Here is a 14,582-nt window from a genome sequence, read left to right as displayed (position 1 = left end):
GTCCTCGCCGCCGAGGTAGCGGTCCATGAGGGTCTCGTCCTCGCTCTCGGCGATGATCCCCTCGATGAGCCGGTTGCGGGCCTCCTCGATGAGCGGCAGGTGCTCGGGGCCGGGCGCGGTCTCGGCCCGGGCGCCGGAGGAGTAGTCGAAGACGCGCTGGGAGAGCAGGCCGATGAGGCCGGCCACGGGGCGGTGCCCGTCCGGGCCCTCGGGGCCGTGCAGCGGCAGGTAGAGCGGCAGCACGCTGTCGGGGGAGTCGCCGCCGAAAGCCGTCCGGCAGGTCTCCGTCATCTCCTCGAAGTCGGAGCGGGCCGCCTCCAGATGGGTGATGACGATGGCGCGGGGCATCCCGACGGCGGCGCACTCCTCCCAGACCGTGCGGGTGGCGCCGTTGATGTTCTCGGCGCCTTCCGCCGCCGAGACGACGAAGAGGGCCGCGTCCGCCGCCCGCAGACCGGCCCTGAGCTCCCCGACGAAGTCGGCGTAGCCGGGGGTGTCCAGCAGATTGATCTTGATGCCGGCCCATTCGACCGGGGCCAGCGACAGCTGTACCGAGCGCTGCTGGCGGTGCTCGATCTCGTCGTAGTCCGAGAGCGAGCCGCCGTCCTCGACGCGGCCGGCCCGGTTGACCGCGCCGGTCGCCAGCGCGAGGGCCTCCACCAGCGTCGTCTTTCCGGAACCGCTGTGGCCGACCAGCACCACGTTGCGTACGTGGCTCGGCCGGTCGGCCGATACTGCTCTGCCCGCGGCCCCTGGGTACGTGCCCGTCTTATCGCCCATGTGTCCCGCCTCCCGGTCGACACCTGCGGTACACCGAGCTTTCCACTGCGGTCACGCTGCGTCCATACGTCGCACACGGGGGTACACCCGTACGCCCCGCGGGGGCGCTGCCGGCACAGGCGCCGGCGCCGGTGCGCGCGCTGCGCGCAGTGCGTGCGCGGCGCCACGGGGGCACCTGGCTACGATGGGCCAGCCGGTGGCCTCCTTGACCACACGGCCCGATTCGACACCCTCCGGGAAGGCCATGCTGAACAAGTACGCGCGTGCGTTCTTCACGCGTGTTCTCACGCCGTTCGCCGCCCTGCTCATCCGCCTCGGCGTCAGCCCCGACGCGGTGACCCTCGTCGGTACCGGCGGTGTCGTGGCGGGCGCCCTGGTCTTCTTCCCGCGGGGGGAGTTCTTCTGGGGCACGATCGTCATCACCCTGTTCGTCTTCTCGGACCTGGTGGACGGCAACATGGCCCGGCAGCTGGGCCGGTCCAGCCGCTGGGGCGCCTTCCTGGACTCCACGCTCGACCGGGTCGCCGACTCGGCGATCTTCGGCGGGCTCGCGCTGTGGTACGCGGGCCGGGGTGACGACAACGTGCTGTGCGCGGTGGCGATCTTCTGCCTCGCCAGCGGCCAGGTCGTCTCGTACACGAAGGCGCGCGGAGAGAGCATCGGCCTGCCCGTGAACGTCAACGGCCTGGTCGAGCGGGCCGAGCGGCTGGTCATCTCGCTGGTGGCGGCGGGCTTCGCGGGCCTGCACAAGTTCGGCGTGCCGGGCATCCAGTACCTGCTTCCGGTGGCGCTGTGGATCGTGGCCGTGGGCAGTCTGGTCACCCTGATCCAGCGGGTGGTGACGGTGCGCCGCGAGTCGGCCGAGGCGGAGGCCGCGGCCGCTGCGGCGGCCCGGGGCGGTGGCAACGGGTGAGGGAACAGCTGACCGACGCGCTCTACGGACTCGGCTGGGCTACGGTCAAGAAGCTGCCGGAGCCCGTGGCCGTACGGCTGGGGCGGCAGATCGCCGATGCGGCGTGGCGGCGGCGCGGCAGCGGTGTGCTGCGCCTGGAGGCCAACCTCGCCCGGGTGCTGCCGGGAGCGCCGGCGGAGCGCCTGGCGCAGGTGTCGCGGGCGGGCATGCGCTCGTACATGCGCTACTGGATGGAGTCCTTCCGGCTGCCGGTGTGGAGTGCGGAGCGCACGCGGGCGGCCTTCGCCCCGGAGGGCCTGCACCACCTGGAGAAGGCCCTCGCGAGCGGGCGCGGCGTGGTGATCGCGCTGCCGCACATGGGCAACTACGACCTCGCGGGCGCCTGGGTGACCACGCGGCTGGGCGTGCCGTTCACGACGGTGGCCGAGCGGCTGAAGCCCGAGACGCTCTACGACCGCTTCGTCGCCTACCGCGAGGGCCTCGGTATGGAGGTGCTGCCCCACGCGGGCGGCAGCGCCTTCGGCACGCTGGCGCGCCGGCTGCGCGCCGGAGGGCTGGTGTGCCTGGTGGCCGACCGCGACCTGTCCTCCTCGGGCATAGAGGTCACCTTCTTCGGCGAGGCCACGAAGATGCCCGCCGGGCCCGCGATGCTCGCCGTGCAGACCGGGGCGCTGCTGCTCCCGGTGACGCTCTGGTACGACCGCTCGCCGGTGATGAAGGGGCGGGTGCACGCCCCGGTCGAGGTGCCCCCGGAGGGCACCCGCGCCGAGAAGGCGGCCGTGATGACGCAGCAGGTCGCCGACGTCTTCGCCGCGGGGATCGCCGAGCACCCCGAGGACTGGCATATGCTCCAGCGACTGTGGCTCGCCGATCTGGAGCCGCGCCCGCAGGGAGCTCCCGGCACGCCGGAGCAGCCGCCGCCCGGGCCCGGGGAACAGGCGCGGGGCGAGGGCGCGGGCGGGGCCGAGAGCGACCGGAGGGCCGAGGCATGAGGATCGGGATCGTCTGTCCCTACTCGTGGGACGTGCCCGGCGGCGTTCAGTTCCACATCAGGGACCTGGCCGAGCACCTCATCCGGCTGGGCCACGAGGTGTCGGTGCTGGCCCCGGCGGACGACGAGACGCCGCTGCCGCCGTTCGTCGTCTCGGCCGGGCGGGCCGTGCCCGTCCCCTACAACGGCTCCGTCGCCCGGCTGAACTTCGGCTTCCTGTCGGCCGCCCGCGTGCGGCGCTGGCTGCACGACGGCGACTTCGACGTCATCCACATCCACGAACCCACCTCCCCCTCGCTGGGCCTGCTCACCTGCTGGGCCGCGCAGGGCCCGATCGTGGCGACCTTCCACACCTCCAACCCGCGCTCCCGGGCGATGATCGCGGCCTATCCCATCCTCCAGCCCGCCCTGGAGAAGATCAGCGCCCGCATCGCCGTGAGCGAGTACGCCCGCAGGACGCTGGTCGAGCACCTGGGCGGCGACGCCGTGGTCATCCCCAACGGCGTCGACGTGGGCTTCTTCGCCGGCGCCGAGCCCAAGCAGGAGTGGCAGGGTGGGACGATCGGCTTCATCGGCCGCATCGACGAGCCCCGCAAGGGCCTGCCCGTGCTCATGCGCGCCCTGCCGAAGATCTTCGCGGCCTGCCCCGGCGCCCGGCTGCTGGTCGCCGGCCGGGGCGACGAGGAGGAGGCCGTGGCGGGCCTGCCCCGCGAGATGCGCGACCGCGTCGAGTTCCTCGGCATGGTCAGCGACGAGGACAAGGCGCGGCTGCTGCGCAGCGTCGACGTCTACGTCGCCCCCAACACGGGCGGGGAGTCCTTCGGCATCATCCTGGTCGAGGCGATGTCGGCGGGCGCTCCCGTCCTCGCCAGCGACCTGGACGCCTTCGCCCAGGTGCTCGACCAGGGCTCGGCCGGCGAGCTGTTCGCCAACGAGGACGCCGACGCCCTCGCCGCCGCGGCCGTCCGGCTGCTGGGCGACCCGCAGCTGCGGGCCGGGCTGAGCGAGCGCGGCAGCGCGCACGTGCGCCGCTTCGACTGGTCGCGCGTGGGCGCCGACATCCTGGCCGTCTACGAGACGGTCACCGCCGGCGCGGCCTCCGTCGCCGCCGACGAACGCACGGGCCTGCGCGCCCGCTTCGGCCTGGCCCGCGACTAGCGCCCTCCGGCGGCCCGGGGCGTTGACGGAGGGCCTTCTGCCGCTCGCGGCAGTGGCGCCCCCGTCGCCCCGGCCGTACCCAGCAGGGATATGCCGTGCTCCGCACGGAAGCGGCGGCTGCGCCGTACGGTGATCACCGCCGCCAGAGCCAGCAGGGCGAACGACTGGATCCGGCCGGCGACCGGGACCGCGTCGACGGGCAGCACCAGGGCCTGCACCGTGCCCAGGGCGGCGTCGAGCAGCTCCACGCCCGCCCACAGCAGGGTCAGGCCCCGCAGCGCCTGCCGGTAAGCGGCCAGCTCCTGCCAGGCGCGCTCGGCGGCGGCCTCCGCCTCGCCGCGGCGCAGCTGTGCGCCGAACCGGAAGGCGAAGGGCCGCGCGAGGAACAGGCTGCCCGCGATCCATACCCCCAGCACGGCCGGTATCGCGGCGTCCTTCAGCAGCAGCACCCGCGGATCCCCGCTCACCAGCGACGCGACCGCCGAGACCGCGAGCAGGGCGACGACGAGCAGGTCGAAGGAGGCGACGTGCCGGCGCCGGACACCCGTCACGGCGGCGTGCGCTGCCGGGATCGCGCCGCTGATCAGCAGGGCCTGCCACTGGACGGCGCCCTGCGCCCGCAGCGCGTAGTACAGCGCGAGGGGCAGGGCGATCGTGACGGTCAGGGGAACGAGCAACGCTCGCCGGGCGTGCGGTGTCATGGGGCTTCCTCCCCCGTGCGGTGCCGGTCTTCGCGGTCCTCCGGCGTCTTGAACCGACGCTAGGCCCGCCCCGGGTGGAGCCGGATCGGAGCCCGGACGGAGACAGGGTGGAGATTCCACGACGCCTCTCCACCCCCGGGTGGACAGGCACCGGGGGAGCGGCTCACCCCGGGCGCCGTCCGCGAGGACGCCCCGCTCCGCGGCAGCGGCCCCGCGGCGAGCGGTAACGTGGCGCGGCGTGACCACACTGATCTGGATCGTCGCCGCGCTCGTCGTCATCGGCGTCTATCTGAGCTGGACCGCCGGCCGGCTGGACCGCCTGCACAGCCGTATCGACGCCGCCCGCGCGGCCCTTGACGCCCAGTTGCTGCGCCGCGCCTCCGTCGCCCAGGAGCTCGGCACGGCCGGCGTCCTCGACCCGGCCGCCTCGATCGTGCTCTACCAGGCCGCGCACGCGGCCCGGCAGGCCGAGGAGGAGCACCGCGAGGTCGCCGAGAGCGAGCTGAGCCAGGCCCTGCGCGCGGTCTTCGCGGAGGGCCCGCAGGTCGAGGTCGTCCGGGAGGCGCCCGGCGGCGAGGAGTCGCTGACCGAGCTGTCCGAGGCGGTGCGCAGGGTGCCCATGGCCCGGCGTTTCCACAACGACGCGGTCCGCGCCGCGCGCGCCGTGCGCAAGCACCGCGTGGTGCGCTGGTTCCGCCTCGCGGGCCACGCGCCCTTCCCGATGGCCTTCGAGATGGACGACGAGCCGCCCGCCGCCCTGGAGCCGAGGACCCGCGGCTGACCGGAACCGGGCCGGACAGGCCACCGGCCTCGGATTGGCTCTTTTTCCGGGGAACGGCGGCTCGGTTGTATGAGGGCCGCAGCATTGCCGCCCTTGATAGTGAGGTCACAACGTGTCCAGCACGGTCCCCAGCACGTCCACCACCCCCGAGACCGGTACCGCCCGCGTCAAGCGCGGCATGGCCGAGCAGCTCAAGGGCGGCGTGATCATGGACGTCGTCAACGCCGAGCAGGCGAAGATCGCCGAGGACGCGGGCGCGGTCGCCGTCATGGCCCTGGAGCGGGTGCCGGCCGACATCCGCAAGGACGGCGGCGTGGCCCGCATGTCCGACCCCAACATGATCGAAGAGATCATCGGCGCCGTCTCCATCCCGGTCATGGCCAAGTCCCGCATCGGCCACTTCGTCGAGGCCCAGGTCCTGCAGTCCCTCGGCGTCGACTACATCGACGAGTCCGAGGTCCTCACCCCGGCCGACGAGATCAACCACTCCGACAAGTGGGCCTTCACCACCCCCTTCGTCTGCGGTGCCACCAACCTGGGCGAGGCCCTGCGCCGCATCGCCGAGGGCGCCGCGATGATCCGCTCCAAGGGCGAGGCCGGCACCGGCAACGTCGTGGAGGCCGTGCGCCACCTGCGCCAGATCAAGAACGAGATCGCCAAGCTGCGCGGCTTCGACAACAACGAGCTGTTCGCCGCCGCCAAGGAGCTGCGCGCCCCGTACGAGCTCGTCAAGGAGGTCGCCGAGCTCGGCAAGCTGCCGGTCGTCCTCTTCTCCGCCGGCGGTGTGGCCACCCCCGCCGACGCCGCGCTGATGCGCCAGCTCGGCGCCGAGGGCGTCTTCGTCGGCTCCGGCATCTTCAAGTCCGGCGACCCCGCCAAGCGCGCCGCCGCCATCGTGAAGGCCACCACCTTCTACGACGACCCGAAGGTCATCGCGGACGCCTCCCGCAACCTGGGCGAGGCCATGGTCGGCATCAACTGCGACACCCTTCCCGAGGCCGAGCGCTACGCCAACCGCGGCTGGTAACACGCACCACCTCCCCGGCCGGGCGGTCCGCGCACACCGCGGGCCGCCCGGCCGCGGTCCCGACCCCATACGGAGAACTCCCGTGGCATCCCTTTCCACGCCCACCATCGGCGTCCTCGCCCTCCAGGGCGACGTCCGCGAGCACCTCGTCGCCCTCGCCGCCGCCGACGCCCTCGCCCGCCCGGTGCGCCGCCCCGAAGAGCTCGCGGAGGTCGACGGCCTGGTGATCCCCGGCGGCGAGTCCACCACCATGTCCAAGCTCGCCGTCGTCTTCGGGCTGCTGGAGCCGCTGCGCGAGCGCGTACGGGCCGGCATGCCCGTCTACGGCACCTGCGCCGGCATGATCATGCTCGCCGACAAGCTGCTCGACGGGCGCGAGGACCAGGAGACGCTCGGCGGCATCGACATGATCGTCCGCCGCAACGCCTTCGGCCGGCAGAACGAGTCCTTCGAAGCGGCCGTCGACATGGCCGGCATCGAGGGCGGCCCCGTCGAGGGCGTCTTCATCCGCGCCCCCTGGGTCGAGTCCGTCGGCGCCGCCGCCGAGGTCGTCGCCACCTACGACGGCCACACCGTCGCCGTGCGCCAGGGCAACGTGCTGGCCACGTCCTTCCACCCGGAGCTCACCGGCGACCACCGCGTCCACGCCCTGTTCGTGGACATGGTGCGCGCAGCCCGGTAGCCGGGCCCCGGTAGGATCTCTGTCGTTCGTCCGGAATTTGGTTACGCGAAGGAGACAGGCAGATGTCCGGCCACTCTAAATGGGCTACGACGAAGCACAAGAAGGCCGTGATCGATGCCAAGCGCGGCAAGCTCTTCGCGAAGCTGATCAAGAACATCGAGGTTGCGGCCCGCATGGGCGGCGTCGACATCGACGGCAACCCGACGCTCTACGACGCCATTCAGAAGGCCAAGAAGCAGTCGGTGCCGAACAAGAACATCGACTCCGCGGTCAAGCGCGGCGGCGGCCTCGAAGCGGGCGGCGCCGACTACGAGACGATCATGTACGAGGGCTACGGCCCGAACGGCGTCGCGGTGCTCATCGAGTGCCTCACCGACAACCGCAACCGCGCCGCCTCCGACGTGCGCGTCGCCATGACCCGCAACGGCGGCTCCATGGCCGACCCGGGCTCGGTGTCCTACCTGTTCAACCGCAAGGGCGTCATCATCGTCCCCAAGGGCGAGCTGACCGAGGACGACGTCCTGGGCGCGGTCCTCGACGCCGGCGCCGAGGAGGTCAACGACCTCGGCGAGAACTTCGAGGTCATCAGCGAGGCCACCGACCTGGTCGCGGTCCGCACCGCGCTCCAGGAGGCGGGCATCGACTACGACTCCGCCGAGGCCAACTTCGTCCCCACCATGCAGGTGGAGCTCGACGAGGAGGGCGCGCGCAAGATCTTCAAGCTGATCGACGCCCTTGAGGACAGCGACGACGTCCAGAACGTGTTCGCCAACTTCGACGTCTCCGACGACGTCATGGCCAAGGTCGACGCGTAAGGCACGCCGGGCATCCGCCCGCGGCCGGCCGACGGGCCGGCGGGACACGCGTCCCGCCGGCCCGTCGGCATGAGCGGCCGTTGTCAGTGGCAGCCGGTAGCCTGCCCGGGCAGGTGAGCGAAAAGGACGGGGGAGTCATGCGCGTGCTGGGGGTCGACCCGGGGCTGACGCGGTGCGGCGTCGGCGTGGTCGAGGGCACCGCCGGCCGCCCGCTGCGCATGGTCGGGGTCGGCGTCGTCCGCACGCCCGCCGACGCCGAGGTCGCCGACCGCCTCGTCCTCATAGAGCGCGGCATCGAGCAGTGGCTCGACGAGCACCGGCCCGAATTCGTCGCCGTGGAGCGCGTCTTCAGCCAGCACAACGTCCGCACGGTCATGGGCACCGCCCAGGCCAGCGCCGTCGCCATGCTCTGCGCCGCCCGCCGCGGCCTGCCCGTCGCCCTGCACACCCCCAGCGAGGTCAAGGCGGCCGTCACCGGCTCCGGCCGGGCCGACAAGGCCCAGGTCGGCTCCATGGTCACCCGCCTGCTGCGGCTCGACGCACCGCCGAAGCCCGCCGACGCCGCCGACGCCCTGGCCCTGGCCATCTGCCACATCTGGCGCGCCCCGGCGGCCGGCCGCCTGCAGCAGCTCGCCGCCGCCCAGCGCCGCACCACCGCCCCCGTACGCCTCCCGAAGGGCACCCGATGATCGCCTTCGTCTCCGGCCCCGTCGCCGCCCTCGCCCCGGATGCCGCCGTCGTCGAGGTCGGCGGCATCGGCATGGCCGTCCAGTGCTCGCCCGGCACCCTGTCGGGCCTGCGCGTCGGCCAGCAGGCCCGCCTCGCCACCTCCCTCGTCGTCCGCGAGGACTCCCTGACCCTCTACGGCTTCGCCGACGACGACGAGCGCCAGACCTTCGAGCTGCTGCAGACCGCGAGCGGCGTCGGCCCCCGGCTCGCCCAGGCCATGCTCGCCGTCCACAGCCCCGACGCCCTCCGGCGCGCCTTCGCCGCGGGCGACGAGAAGGCGCTCACCGCCGTTCCCGGCATCGGCAAGAAGGGCGCGCAGAAGCTGCTCCTGGAGCTGAAGGACCGGCTCGGCAAGCCGGCCGGCTCCGCCGCGCCGGCCGCGGCCCCCGCCGCCGCGGGCTGGCAGGATCAGCTGCATGCCGCGCTCGTCGGGCTCGGTTATGCCCCGCGGGAGGCGGACGAGGCCGTGACGACGGTCGCCCCGCAGGCGGAAGCGGTGGCCGCCGACGGCGGCACGCCGCAGGTCGGCCAGCTGCTGCGGGCCGCGCTGCAGACGCTGAACCGGGCGCGGTAGGCCGCGCCCCGCAGGCGCCCGCCGACCGACCAACCATCCAACCGTGAGGTTCAACCCGTGAACTGGGACGACGTATCCGAACCGGCAGGCGACCGCCTGGTCGGCACCGCCGCCGACGGCGAGGACCGGGCCGTCGAGGCCGCGCTGCGCCCCAAGGACCTCGGCGAGTTCGTCGGCCAGGAGCGCGTCCGCGAGCAGCTCGACCTCGTCCTCAAGGCCGCCCGCGCCCGCGGCGCCACCGCCGACCACGTCCTGCTCTCCGGCGCCCCCGGCCTCGGCAAGACCACCCTCTCGATGATCATCGCCGCGGAGATGGGCGCCCCCATCCGCATCACCTCCGGCCCCGCCATCCAGCACGCCGGCGACCTCGCCGCGATCCTCTCCTCCCTCACCGAGGGAGAGGTCCTCTTCCTCGACGAGATCCACCGCATGTCGCGGCCCGCCGAGGAGATGCTCTACATGGCCATGGAGGACTTCCGCGTCGACGTGATCGTCGGCAAGGGCCCCGGCGCCACCGCCATCCCCCTGGAGCTGCCGCCCTTCACCCTCGTCGGCGCCACCACCCGGGCCGGCCTGCTCCCGCCGCCGCTGCGCGACCGCTTCGGCTTCACCGGGCACATGGAGTTCTACGCCCCCGCCGAGCTGCAGCGCGTGGTGCACCGCTCCGCCCGCCTGCTCGACGTGGAGATAGAGGAGGAGGGCGCCGCCGAGATCGCCGGCCGCTCCCGCGGCACGCCCCGCATCGCCAACCGCCTGCTGCGCCGCGTCCGCGACTACGCCCAGGTCAAGGCCGACGGAGTGATCACCCGCGAGATCGCCGCCCAGGCCCTGGACGTCTACGAGGTCGACGCCCGCGGCCTCGACCGCCTCGACCGCGCCGTCCTCACCGCCCTCCTCAAGCTGTTCGGCGGCGGTCCGGTCGGCCTGTCGACGCTGGCCGTGGCCGTCGGCGAGGAGCGCGAGACGGTCGAGGAGGTCGCCGAGCCGTTCCTGGTCCGCGAGGGCCTGCTGGCCCGCACGCCCAGGGGCCGCATCGCCACCCCGGCCGCCTGGGAGCACTTCGGCCTCGCGCGCGAGGCCGGTCCGGCGGGCCCGGGAGGCACCCCGCCCCAGCAGGGCCTCTTCGACGGGTGACGGCGCGGGGGCTGGTCCGGCCAGGAACCACGGTGCCATGCTGGGCGTTGTTCCATAGGTGCGGACTCGCTTAGACTCCGCCGATGCCGTCCGGTACCGGCACGGCATACCACCCCCGTAGAAGGCCGCGTCCCGCGGTCGTGTGAAGGAAACCCCGTCCCGTGAATATCGTGACTCTCCTGCCGTTCATCGTGCTCATCGGGGCCATGTTCCTGATGACGCGGTCGGCCAAGAACAAGCAGCGCCAGGCGGCGCAGATGCGCGACCAGATGCAGCCGGGCACCGGCGTGCGGACGATCGGCGGCATGTACGCCACCGTCAAGGAGGTCAACGACGACACGGTCCTCCTCGAGGTGGCCCCCGGCGTCCACGCGATCTACGCGAAGAACGCCATCGGCGCCGTCCTGGAGGACGCCGAGTACAACCGCATCGTCCACGGGATCGAGCCGCACGAGTCCGAGACCCCTGTCGTCCCGGACGATGCGTCGTCGCTGACCGAGGCCGGGGCTCCGGCCGAGAAGAAGATCGACCTGGGCAAGGGCGAGGCCGCCGAGGCGGAGAAGGCCGTAGAGCCGGCGTCCGAGGAGAAGGCCGCGAAGGACGCCGAGGCCGGGAAGGCCGCGGAGCCCGAGGCCAAGGACGTCAAGGACGCCAAGGACGCCGGGCGGGACGGCAAGGACGGCGACGCCGACGCGAAGTAGCCCCATCGAGGAACCGCGGAGCACTGGAGCAGTGCGCCGCGGTTCCCTGACGGTCTAGGCTCCGGCGGGGGGCAGGTCCCCACTACATTCGTGGCCGCCCGGCAACAGCACGGCGCCGGGCGGTTGGACAGGGAGAAACGACAAGGTGGCAGCACCGAAGAAGGGCCGCAGGTCCCCGGGCGGCCAGGGCAGGCCGGGCCGGGTCCTGGCCCTGATCCTGATCGCCATGGTGGCGCTCACCGGGGGGATGTTCGCCTCCGGGCGGACCACGCCGCGGCTGGGCATCGACCTCGCGGGCGGCACCAGCTTCACGCTGGAGGCCAAGAACGAGCCCGGCAAGCCCAACGCGATCAACCCGACCAACATGAACACCGCGGTCGGCATCATCGAGCGGCGCGTCAACGGTCTCGGCGTCACCGAGGCCGAGGTCCAGACGCAGGGCGACAACCACATCATCGTGAACATCCCCAAGGGGACGAACGCGAAGCAGGCCCGCCAGCAGGTCGGTACCACCGCCAAGCTCGGCTTCCGTCCCGTGCTGTCCGTGGCCCCCGGTGCGAAGACCGAGCCCACTCCCAACGCGTCCTCCCCCGGCAAGGACTCCGGCAAGGACAAGGACGGCAAGGACAAGGACGACAAGAGCAAGCCGTCCGGCTCGCCCTCCGCGTCCGCGTCCGCCTCCGCCGGCAGCCCCTCCGCGAGCGCGAGCCCGCGCCAGCAGGGCCGCCCCGTCATCGACGCCGTCAAGGCCGACGCCACCCCGTCCGCCTCGGCCGTCGCCAAGGACGACAAGGCGAACGAGAAGAAGGACGACGCGAAGAAGGACGACGCCAAGAAGGACGAGAAGGCGAAGGACGGCAAGTCCAAGGAGCCCACGCCGTCCCCGGCCGACGCCGCCGCGCTGCAGAAGAAGCTCGACGCCCTGGACTGCACCACCCCCGAAGGCCGCGCCAAGGCCAACGAGGCCGCGGCGAGCTCCAAGACCACCGACGTGATCGTCGCCTGCAAGAAGGACGGCTCGGCCAAGGAGATCCTCGGCCCCGTGTCCGTCGAGGGCACCAACGTCAGCGGCGCCAGCGCCGTCTTCGACAGCCAGCAGGGCCGTGGCTGGCTCGTCCAGCTGAAGTTCGACTCCAGCGGCTCCAAGAAGTTCGCCGACGTCACCGGCCAGCTCGCGAGCAAGCAGCCCCCGCAGAACCAGTTCGCGATCGTGCTGGACGGCGAGGTCGTCTCCGACCCCTCCGTCTCCACCTCGATCTCGGGCGGCCAGGCGGAGATCTCCGGCGGCTTCACGCAGACCACCGCCCAGGACCTCGCCAACGTGCTGTCCTACGGCGCCCTGCCGCTCTCCTTCGACGTCGTCACCGAGCAGACGGTCACCGCCGCGCTCGGCGGCGAGCAGCTGCGCGCCGGTCTCCTCGCCGGTGCCATCGGCCTCGCCCTGGTCGTCGTCTACCTCGTGGCGTACTACCGCGGCCTCGCGCTCGTCGCCCTCGCCAGCCTCCTGTGCTCGGCGATCCTCACCTACACGATCATGGTGCTGCTGGGCCAGGCCATCGGCTTCGCGCTGAACCTGCCGGCCGTCTGCGGTGCGATCGTCGCGATCGGCATCACCGCCGACTCGTTCATCGTCTACTTCGAGCGGATCCGCGACGAGATCCGCGAGGGCCGCACGCTGCGCCCGGCCGTCGAGCGGGGCTGGCCGCGCGCCCGCCGCACGATCCTGGTCTCCGACTTCGTGTCGTTCCTGGCCGCCGCCGTCCTCTTCATCGTCACGGTCGGCAAGGTGCAGGGCTTCGCGTTCACGCTCGGCCTGACCACCCTCCTCGACGTCGTCGTGGTCTTCTTCTTCACCAAGCCGCTGATGACGGTCCTGGCCCGCCGCAAGTTCTTCGCGAGCGGCCATCCCTGGTCCGGGCTCGACCCGAAGCGGCTCGGCGCCAGGCCGCCGCTGCGGGCCTCCCGCCGCCGCCCCTCCGCCCCCGCCGACCCGAAGGAGGCGTGAGATGTCCAAGCTCGGCAATCTCGGTGCCCGGCTCTACCGCGGCGAGGTCGGCTACGACTTCGTGGCCAAGCGGAAGATCTGGTACGGCATCTCCATCCTCATCACCATCACGGCCATCGTCGGCCTGGCGGTGCGCGGCCTGAACATGGGCATCGAGTTCTCCGGCGGCGCGGTCTTCACCACGCCCAGCACCAAGGTCTCGGCCGAATCGGCCCGCCTGACCGCGGAGGAGGCCTCCGGCCACACGGCGATCGCCCAGAAGCTCGGCGGCGGCCCGCTGCGCATCCAGGTCAGCGACGTCACCACCGAGCAGTCGCGCGCCACCCAGGAAGCCCTGGCGAAGAAGCTCGGCGTCTCCACGGACAAGGTCAACACCGACATCGTCGGCCCGAGCTGGGGCGACCAGATCGCCAACAAGGCATGGACCGGCCTGGCCGTCTTCATGATCCTCGTGGTGATCTACCTCGCGATCGCCTTCGAGTGGCGGATGGCGCTGGCCGCCCTGATCGCGCTGATCCACGACCTCACCATCACCGTCGGCGTCTACGCCCTCGTCGGCTTCGAGGTCACCCCGGGCACCGTGATCGGTCTGCTCACCATCCTCGGTTACTCCCTCTACGACACCGTCGTCGTCTTCGACGGCCTGAAGGAGAGCTCGAAGGACATCACGAAGCAGACCCGCTTCACCTACAGCGAGATCGCCAACCGCAGCCTCAACGGCACCCTGGTGCGCTCGATCAACACCACGGTCGTGGCGCTGCTGCCGGTCGCCGGCCTGCTGTTCATCGGCGGCGGCTTCCTCGGCGCGGGCATGCTCAACGACATCTCGCTGGCTCTGTTCGTCGGCCTCGCGGCCGGCGCCTACTCCTCGATCTTCATCGCCACCCCGCTGGTCGCCGACTTCAAGGAGCGCGACCCGCAGATGAAGGCCCTCGCCAAGCGGGTGCGCGCCAAGCGCGCCGCCGCGGCCGCGAAGGGCGAGGCGGGCGACGCCGCCGACCAGGAGCCGCGCGACGCCGTCCCGGGCGGCGAGGAGGAGGACGCCGCGGGCACCGCCGGCGTCGTCGCCCCCCGCGCCCGCGGCAGCCGCGGCCGCACCCCGGGGAAGCGCCGATGAGCGCCACGGGGGTCGGCCCGGCCGACGAGAAGCTGCGTGACCTGCTGCTCGGGCACATCCATGACGTGCCCGACTATCCCAAGCCGGGCGTGATGTTCAAGGACATCACCCCGCTGCTCGCCGACGCCTCGGCGTTCGCCGCCCTGACCGACGCCCTGGCGGAGGCGTGCAAGCGCCACGGCGCCACCAAGGTCGTCGGCCTGGAGGCCCGGGGCTTCATCCTGGGTGCCCCGGCCGCCGTCCGCGCCGGGCTCGGCTTCGTGCCCGTGCGCAAGGCGGGCAAGCTCCCCGGAGCCACGCTGGCCCAGGCGTACGACCTGGAGTACGGCACCGCGGAGATCGAGATGCACGCCGACGCGGTGGGCCCGGGCGACCGCGTCCTCGTCATCGACGACGTGCTGGCCACGGGCGGCACCGCCGAGGCCTCGCTCCGGCTGATCCGCCGGGCCGGCGCGGAGGTGGCCGGCGTCGTCG

General features: G+C 72.7%; 16 protein-coding genes. 14 read left to right on the top strand and 2 right to left on the bottom strand.

Going from position 1 to position 14,582, the window contains the following annotated elements; all coding sequences use genetic code 11:
* Nucleotides 1–780: GTP-binding protein (locus ACSNOH_RS27105; protein ID WP_436724049.1), on the bottom strand; the 780-nt coding region annotated here is incomplete at its 3' end.
* A gap of 184 nt (nt 781–964) precedes the next feature.
* Here ACSNOH_RS27105 and pgsA point away from each other — a divergent pair.
* The 3 genes from pgsA to ACSNOH_RS27090 are packed head-to-tail and all read left to right on the top strand — an operon-like array spanning nt 965 to nt 3,842.
* Entirely contained in the window at nt 965–1,693 is a 729-nt protein-coding gene (gene pgsA / locus ACSNOH_RS27100) for a phosphatidylinositol phosphate synthase (RefSeq protein WP_436724048.1), read from the top strand.
* Entirely contained in the window at nt 1,690–2,685 is a 996-nt protein-coding gene (locus ACSNOH_RS27095; RefSeq protein ID WP_436724047.1) for a phosphatidylinositol mannoside acyltransferase, read from the top strand. The genes pgsA and ACSNOH_RS27095 overlap by 4 nt, the downstream gene beginning before the upstream one ends.
* A complete protein-coding gene (locus ACSNOH_RS27090; RefSeq protein ID WP_436724046.1) occupies nt 2,682–3,842 on the top strand; it encodes a glycosyltransferase family 4 protein in 1,161 nt (386 codons plus the stop codon). The genes ACSNOH_RS27095 and ACSNOH_RS27090 overlap by 4 nt, the downstream gene beginning before the upstream one ends.
* Here ACSNOH_RS27090 and ACSNOH_RS27085 read toward each other — a convergent pair.
* Nucleotides 3,839–4,543 (bottom strand): VC0807 family protein, encoded by a 705-nt coding sequence (locus ACSNOH_RS27085; RefSeq protein ID WP_436724045.1) that lies wholly within the window; start codon nt 4,541–4,543, stop codon nt 3,839–3,841. The genes ACSNOH_RS27090 and ACSNOH_RS27085 overlap by 4 nt on opposite strands.
* 238 nt (nt 4,544–4,781) lie before the next feature.
* Here ACSNOH_RS27085 and ACSNOH_RS27080 point away from each other — a divergent pair, with 238 nt between their 5' ends.
* The 11 genes from ACSNOH_RS27080 to ACSNOH_RS27030 form a co-directional block, all read left to right on the top strand.
* Nucleotides 4,782–5,324 carry a hypothetical protein gene (locus tag ACSNOH_RS27080; protein ID WP_436724044.1) on the top strand — a complete coding sequence of 181 codons (543 nt, stop codon included), beginning with the start codon at nt 4,782–4,784 and terminating at the stop codon, nt 5,322–5,324.
* A 112-nt stretch (nt 5,325–5,436) separates the two neighbouring features.
* Nucleotides 5,437–6,351 (top strand): pyridoxal 5'-phosphate synthase lyase subunit PdxS, encoded by a 915-nt coding sequence (gene pdxS, locus ACSNOH_RS27075; RefSeq protein WP_106675732.1) that lies wholly within the window; start codon nt 5,437–5,439, stop codon nt 6,349–6,351.
* Between the two features lie 82 nt (nt 6,352–6,433).
* Complete coding sequence (gene pdxT, locus ACSNOH_RS27070; protein WP_436724043.1) at nt 6,434–7,033, top strand: pyridoxal 5'-phosphate synthase glutaminase subunit PdxT; 600 nt, start codon at nt 6,434–6,436, stop codon at nt 7,031–7,033.
* Nucleotides 7,034–7,095: 62 nt separating this feature from the next.
* Nucleotides 7,096–7,848 carry a YebC/PmpR family DNA-binding transcriptional regulator gene (locus ACSNOH_RS27065; RefSeq protein ID WP_436724042.1) on the top strand — a complete coding sequence of 251 codons (753 nt, stop codon included), beginning with the start codon at nt 7,096–7,098 and terminating at the stop codon, nt 7,846–7,848.
* Between the two features lie 137 nt (nt 7,849–7,985).
* Nucleotides 7,986–8,537 carry a crossover junction endodeoxyribonuclease RuvC gene (ruvC, locus tag ACSNOH_RS27060; protein ID WP_436724041.1) on the top strand — a complete coding sequence of 184 codons (552 nt, stop codon included), beginning with the start codon at nt 7,986–7,988 and terminating at the stop codon, nt 8,535–8,537.
* Nucleotides 8,534–9,151 carry a Holliday junction branch migration protein RuvA gene (gene ruvA, locus ACSNOH_RS27055; protein WP_436724040.1) on the top strand — a complete coding sequence of 206 codons (618 nt, stop codon included), beginning with the start codon at nt 8,534–8,536 and terminating at the stop codon, nt 9,149–9,151. Before ruvC ends, ruvA begins: the two co-directional genes overlap by 4 nt.
* Nucleotides 9,152–9,208: 57 nt before the next feature.
* Nucleotides 9,209–10,285, top strand: a complete 1,077-nt coding sequence (gene ruvB, locus ACSNOH_RS27050) for a Holliday junction branch migration DNA helicase RuvB (RefSeq protein WP_436724039.1) — start codon at nt 9,209–9,211, stop codon at nt 10,283–10,285.
* 161 nt (nt 10,286–10,446) lie between these two features.
* On the top strand, nt 10,447–10,986 hold the full coding sequence (gene yajC, locus ACSNOH_RS27045) for a preprotein translocase subunit YajC (RefSeq protein ID WP_436724038.1): 540 nt from the start codon (nt 10,447–10,449) through the stop codon (nt 10,984–10,986).
* A 145-nt stretch (nt 10,987–11,131) separates the two neighbouring features.
* Nucleotides 11,132–12,991 carry a protein translocase subunit SecD gene (secD, locus tag ACSNOH_RS27040; RefSeq protein WP_436724037.1) on the top strand — a complete coding sequence of 620 codons (1,860 nt, stop codon included), beginning with the start codon at nt 11,132–11,134 and terminating at the stop codon, nt 12,989–12,991.
* Nucleotide 12,992: 1 nt separating this feature from the next.
* The gene (gene secF, locus ACSNOH_RS27035; protein WP_436724036.1) at nt 12,993–14,108 is read left to right on the top strand and encodes a protein translocase subunit SecF; all 1,116 of its coding nucleotides are present in this window, start codon (nt 12,993–12,995) and stop codon (nt 14,106–14,108) included.
* On the top strand, nt 14,105–14,582 hold a 478-nt coding region (locus tag ACSNOH_RS27030; RefSeq protein WP_436724035.1), incomplete at its 3' end, for an adenine phosphoribosyltransferase. The genes secF and ACSNOH_RS27030, both read left to right, overlap by 4 nt.

The sequence above is a fragment of the Streptomyces sp. URMC 127 genome (assembly GCF_051386535.1).
Classification (GTDB): Bacteria; Actinomycetota; Actinomycetes; order Streptomycetales; family Streptomycetaceae; genus Streptomyces.
The sequence above is the reverse complement of the archived record's forward strand: the minus strand, read 5'-3'. Positions and strand labels throughout refer to the sequence as shown.

What these genes read in the sequence shown, in the direction of transcription:
- pgsA (WP_436724048.1), top strand. Translation starts at nt 965, where the DNA reads ATGGGCCAGCCGGTGGCCTCCTTGACCACACGGCCCGATTCGACACCC.
- ACSNOH_RS27090 (WP_436724046.1), top strand. Translation starts at nt 2,682, where the DNA reads ATGAGGATCGGGATCGTCTGTCCCTACTCGTGGGACGTGCCCGGCGGC.
- ACSNOH_RS27085 (WP_436724045.1), bottom strand. Translation starts at nt 4,543, where the DNA reads ATGACACCGCACGCCCGGCGAGCGTTGCTCGTTCCCCTGACCGTCACG.
- ACSNOH_RS27065 (WP_436724042.1), top strand. Translation starts at nt 7,096, where the DNA reads ATGTCCGGCCACTCTAAATGGGCTACGACGAAGCACAAGAAGGCCGTG.
- ruvC (WP_436724041.1), top strand. Translation starts at nt 7,986, where the DNA reads ATGCGCGTGCTGGGGGTCGACCCGGGGCTGACGCGGTGCGGCGTCGGC.
- ruvA (WP_436724040.1), top strand. Translation starts at nt 8,534, where the DNA reads ATGATCGCCTTCGTCTCCGGCCCCGTCGCCGCCCTCGCCCCGGATGCC.
- secF (WP_436724036.1), top strand. Translation starts at nt 12,993, where the DNA reads ATGTCCAAGCTCGGCAATCTCGGTGCCCGGCTCTACCGCGGCGAGGTC.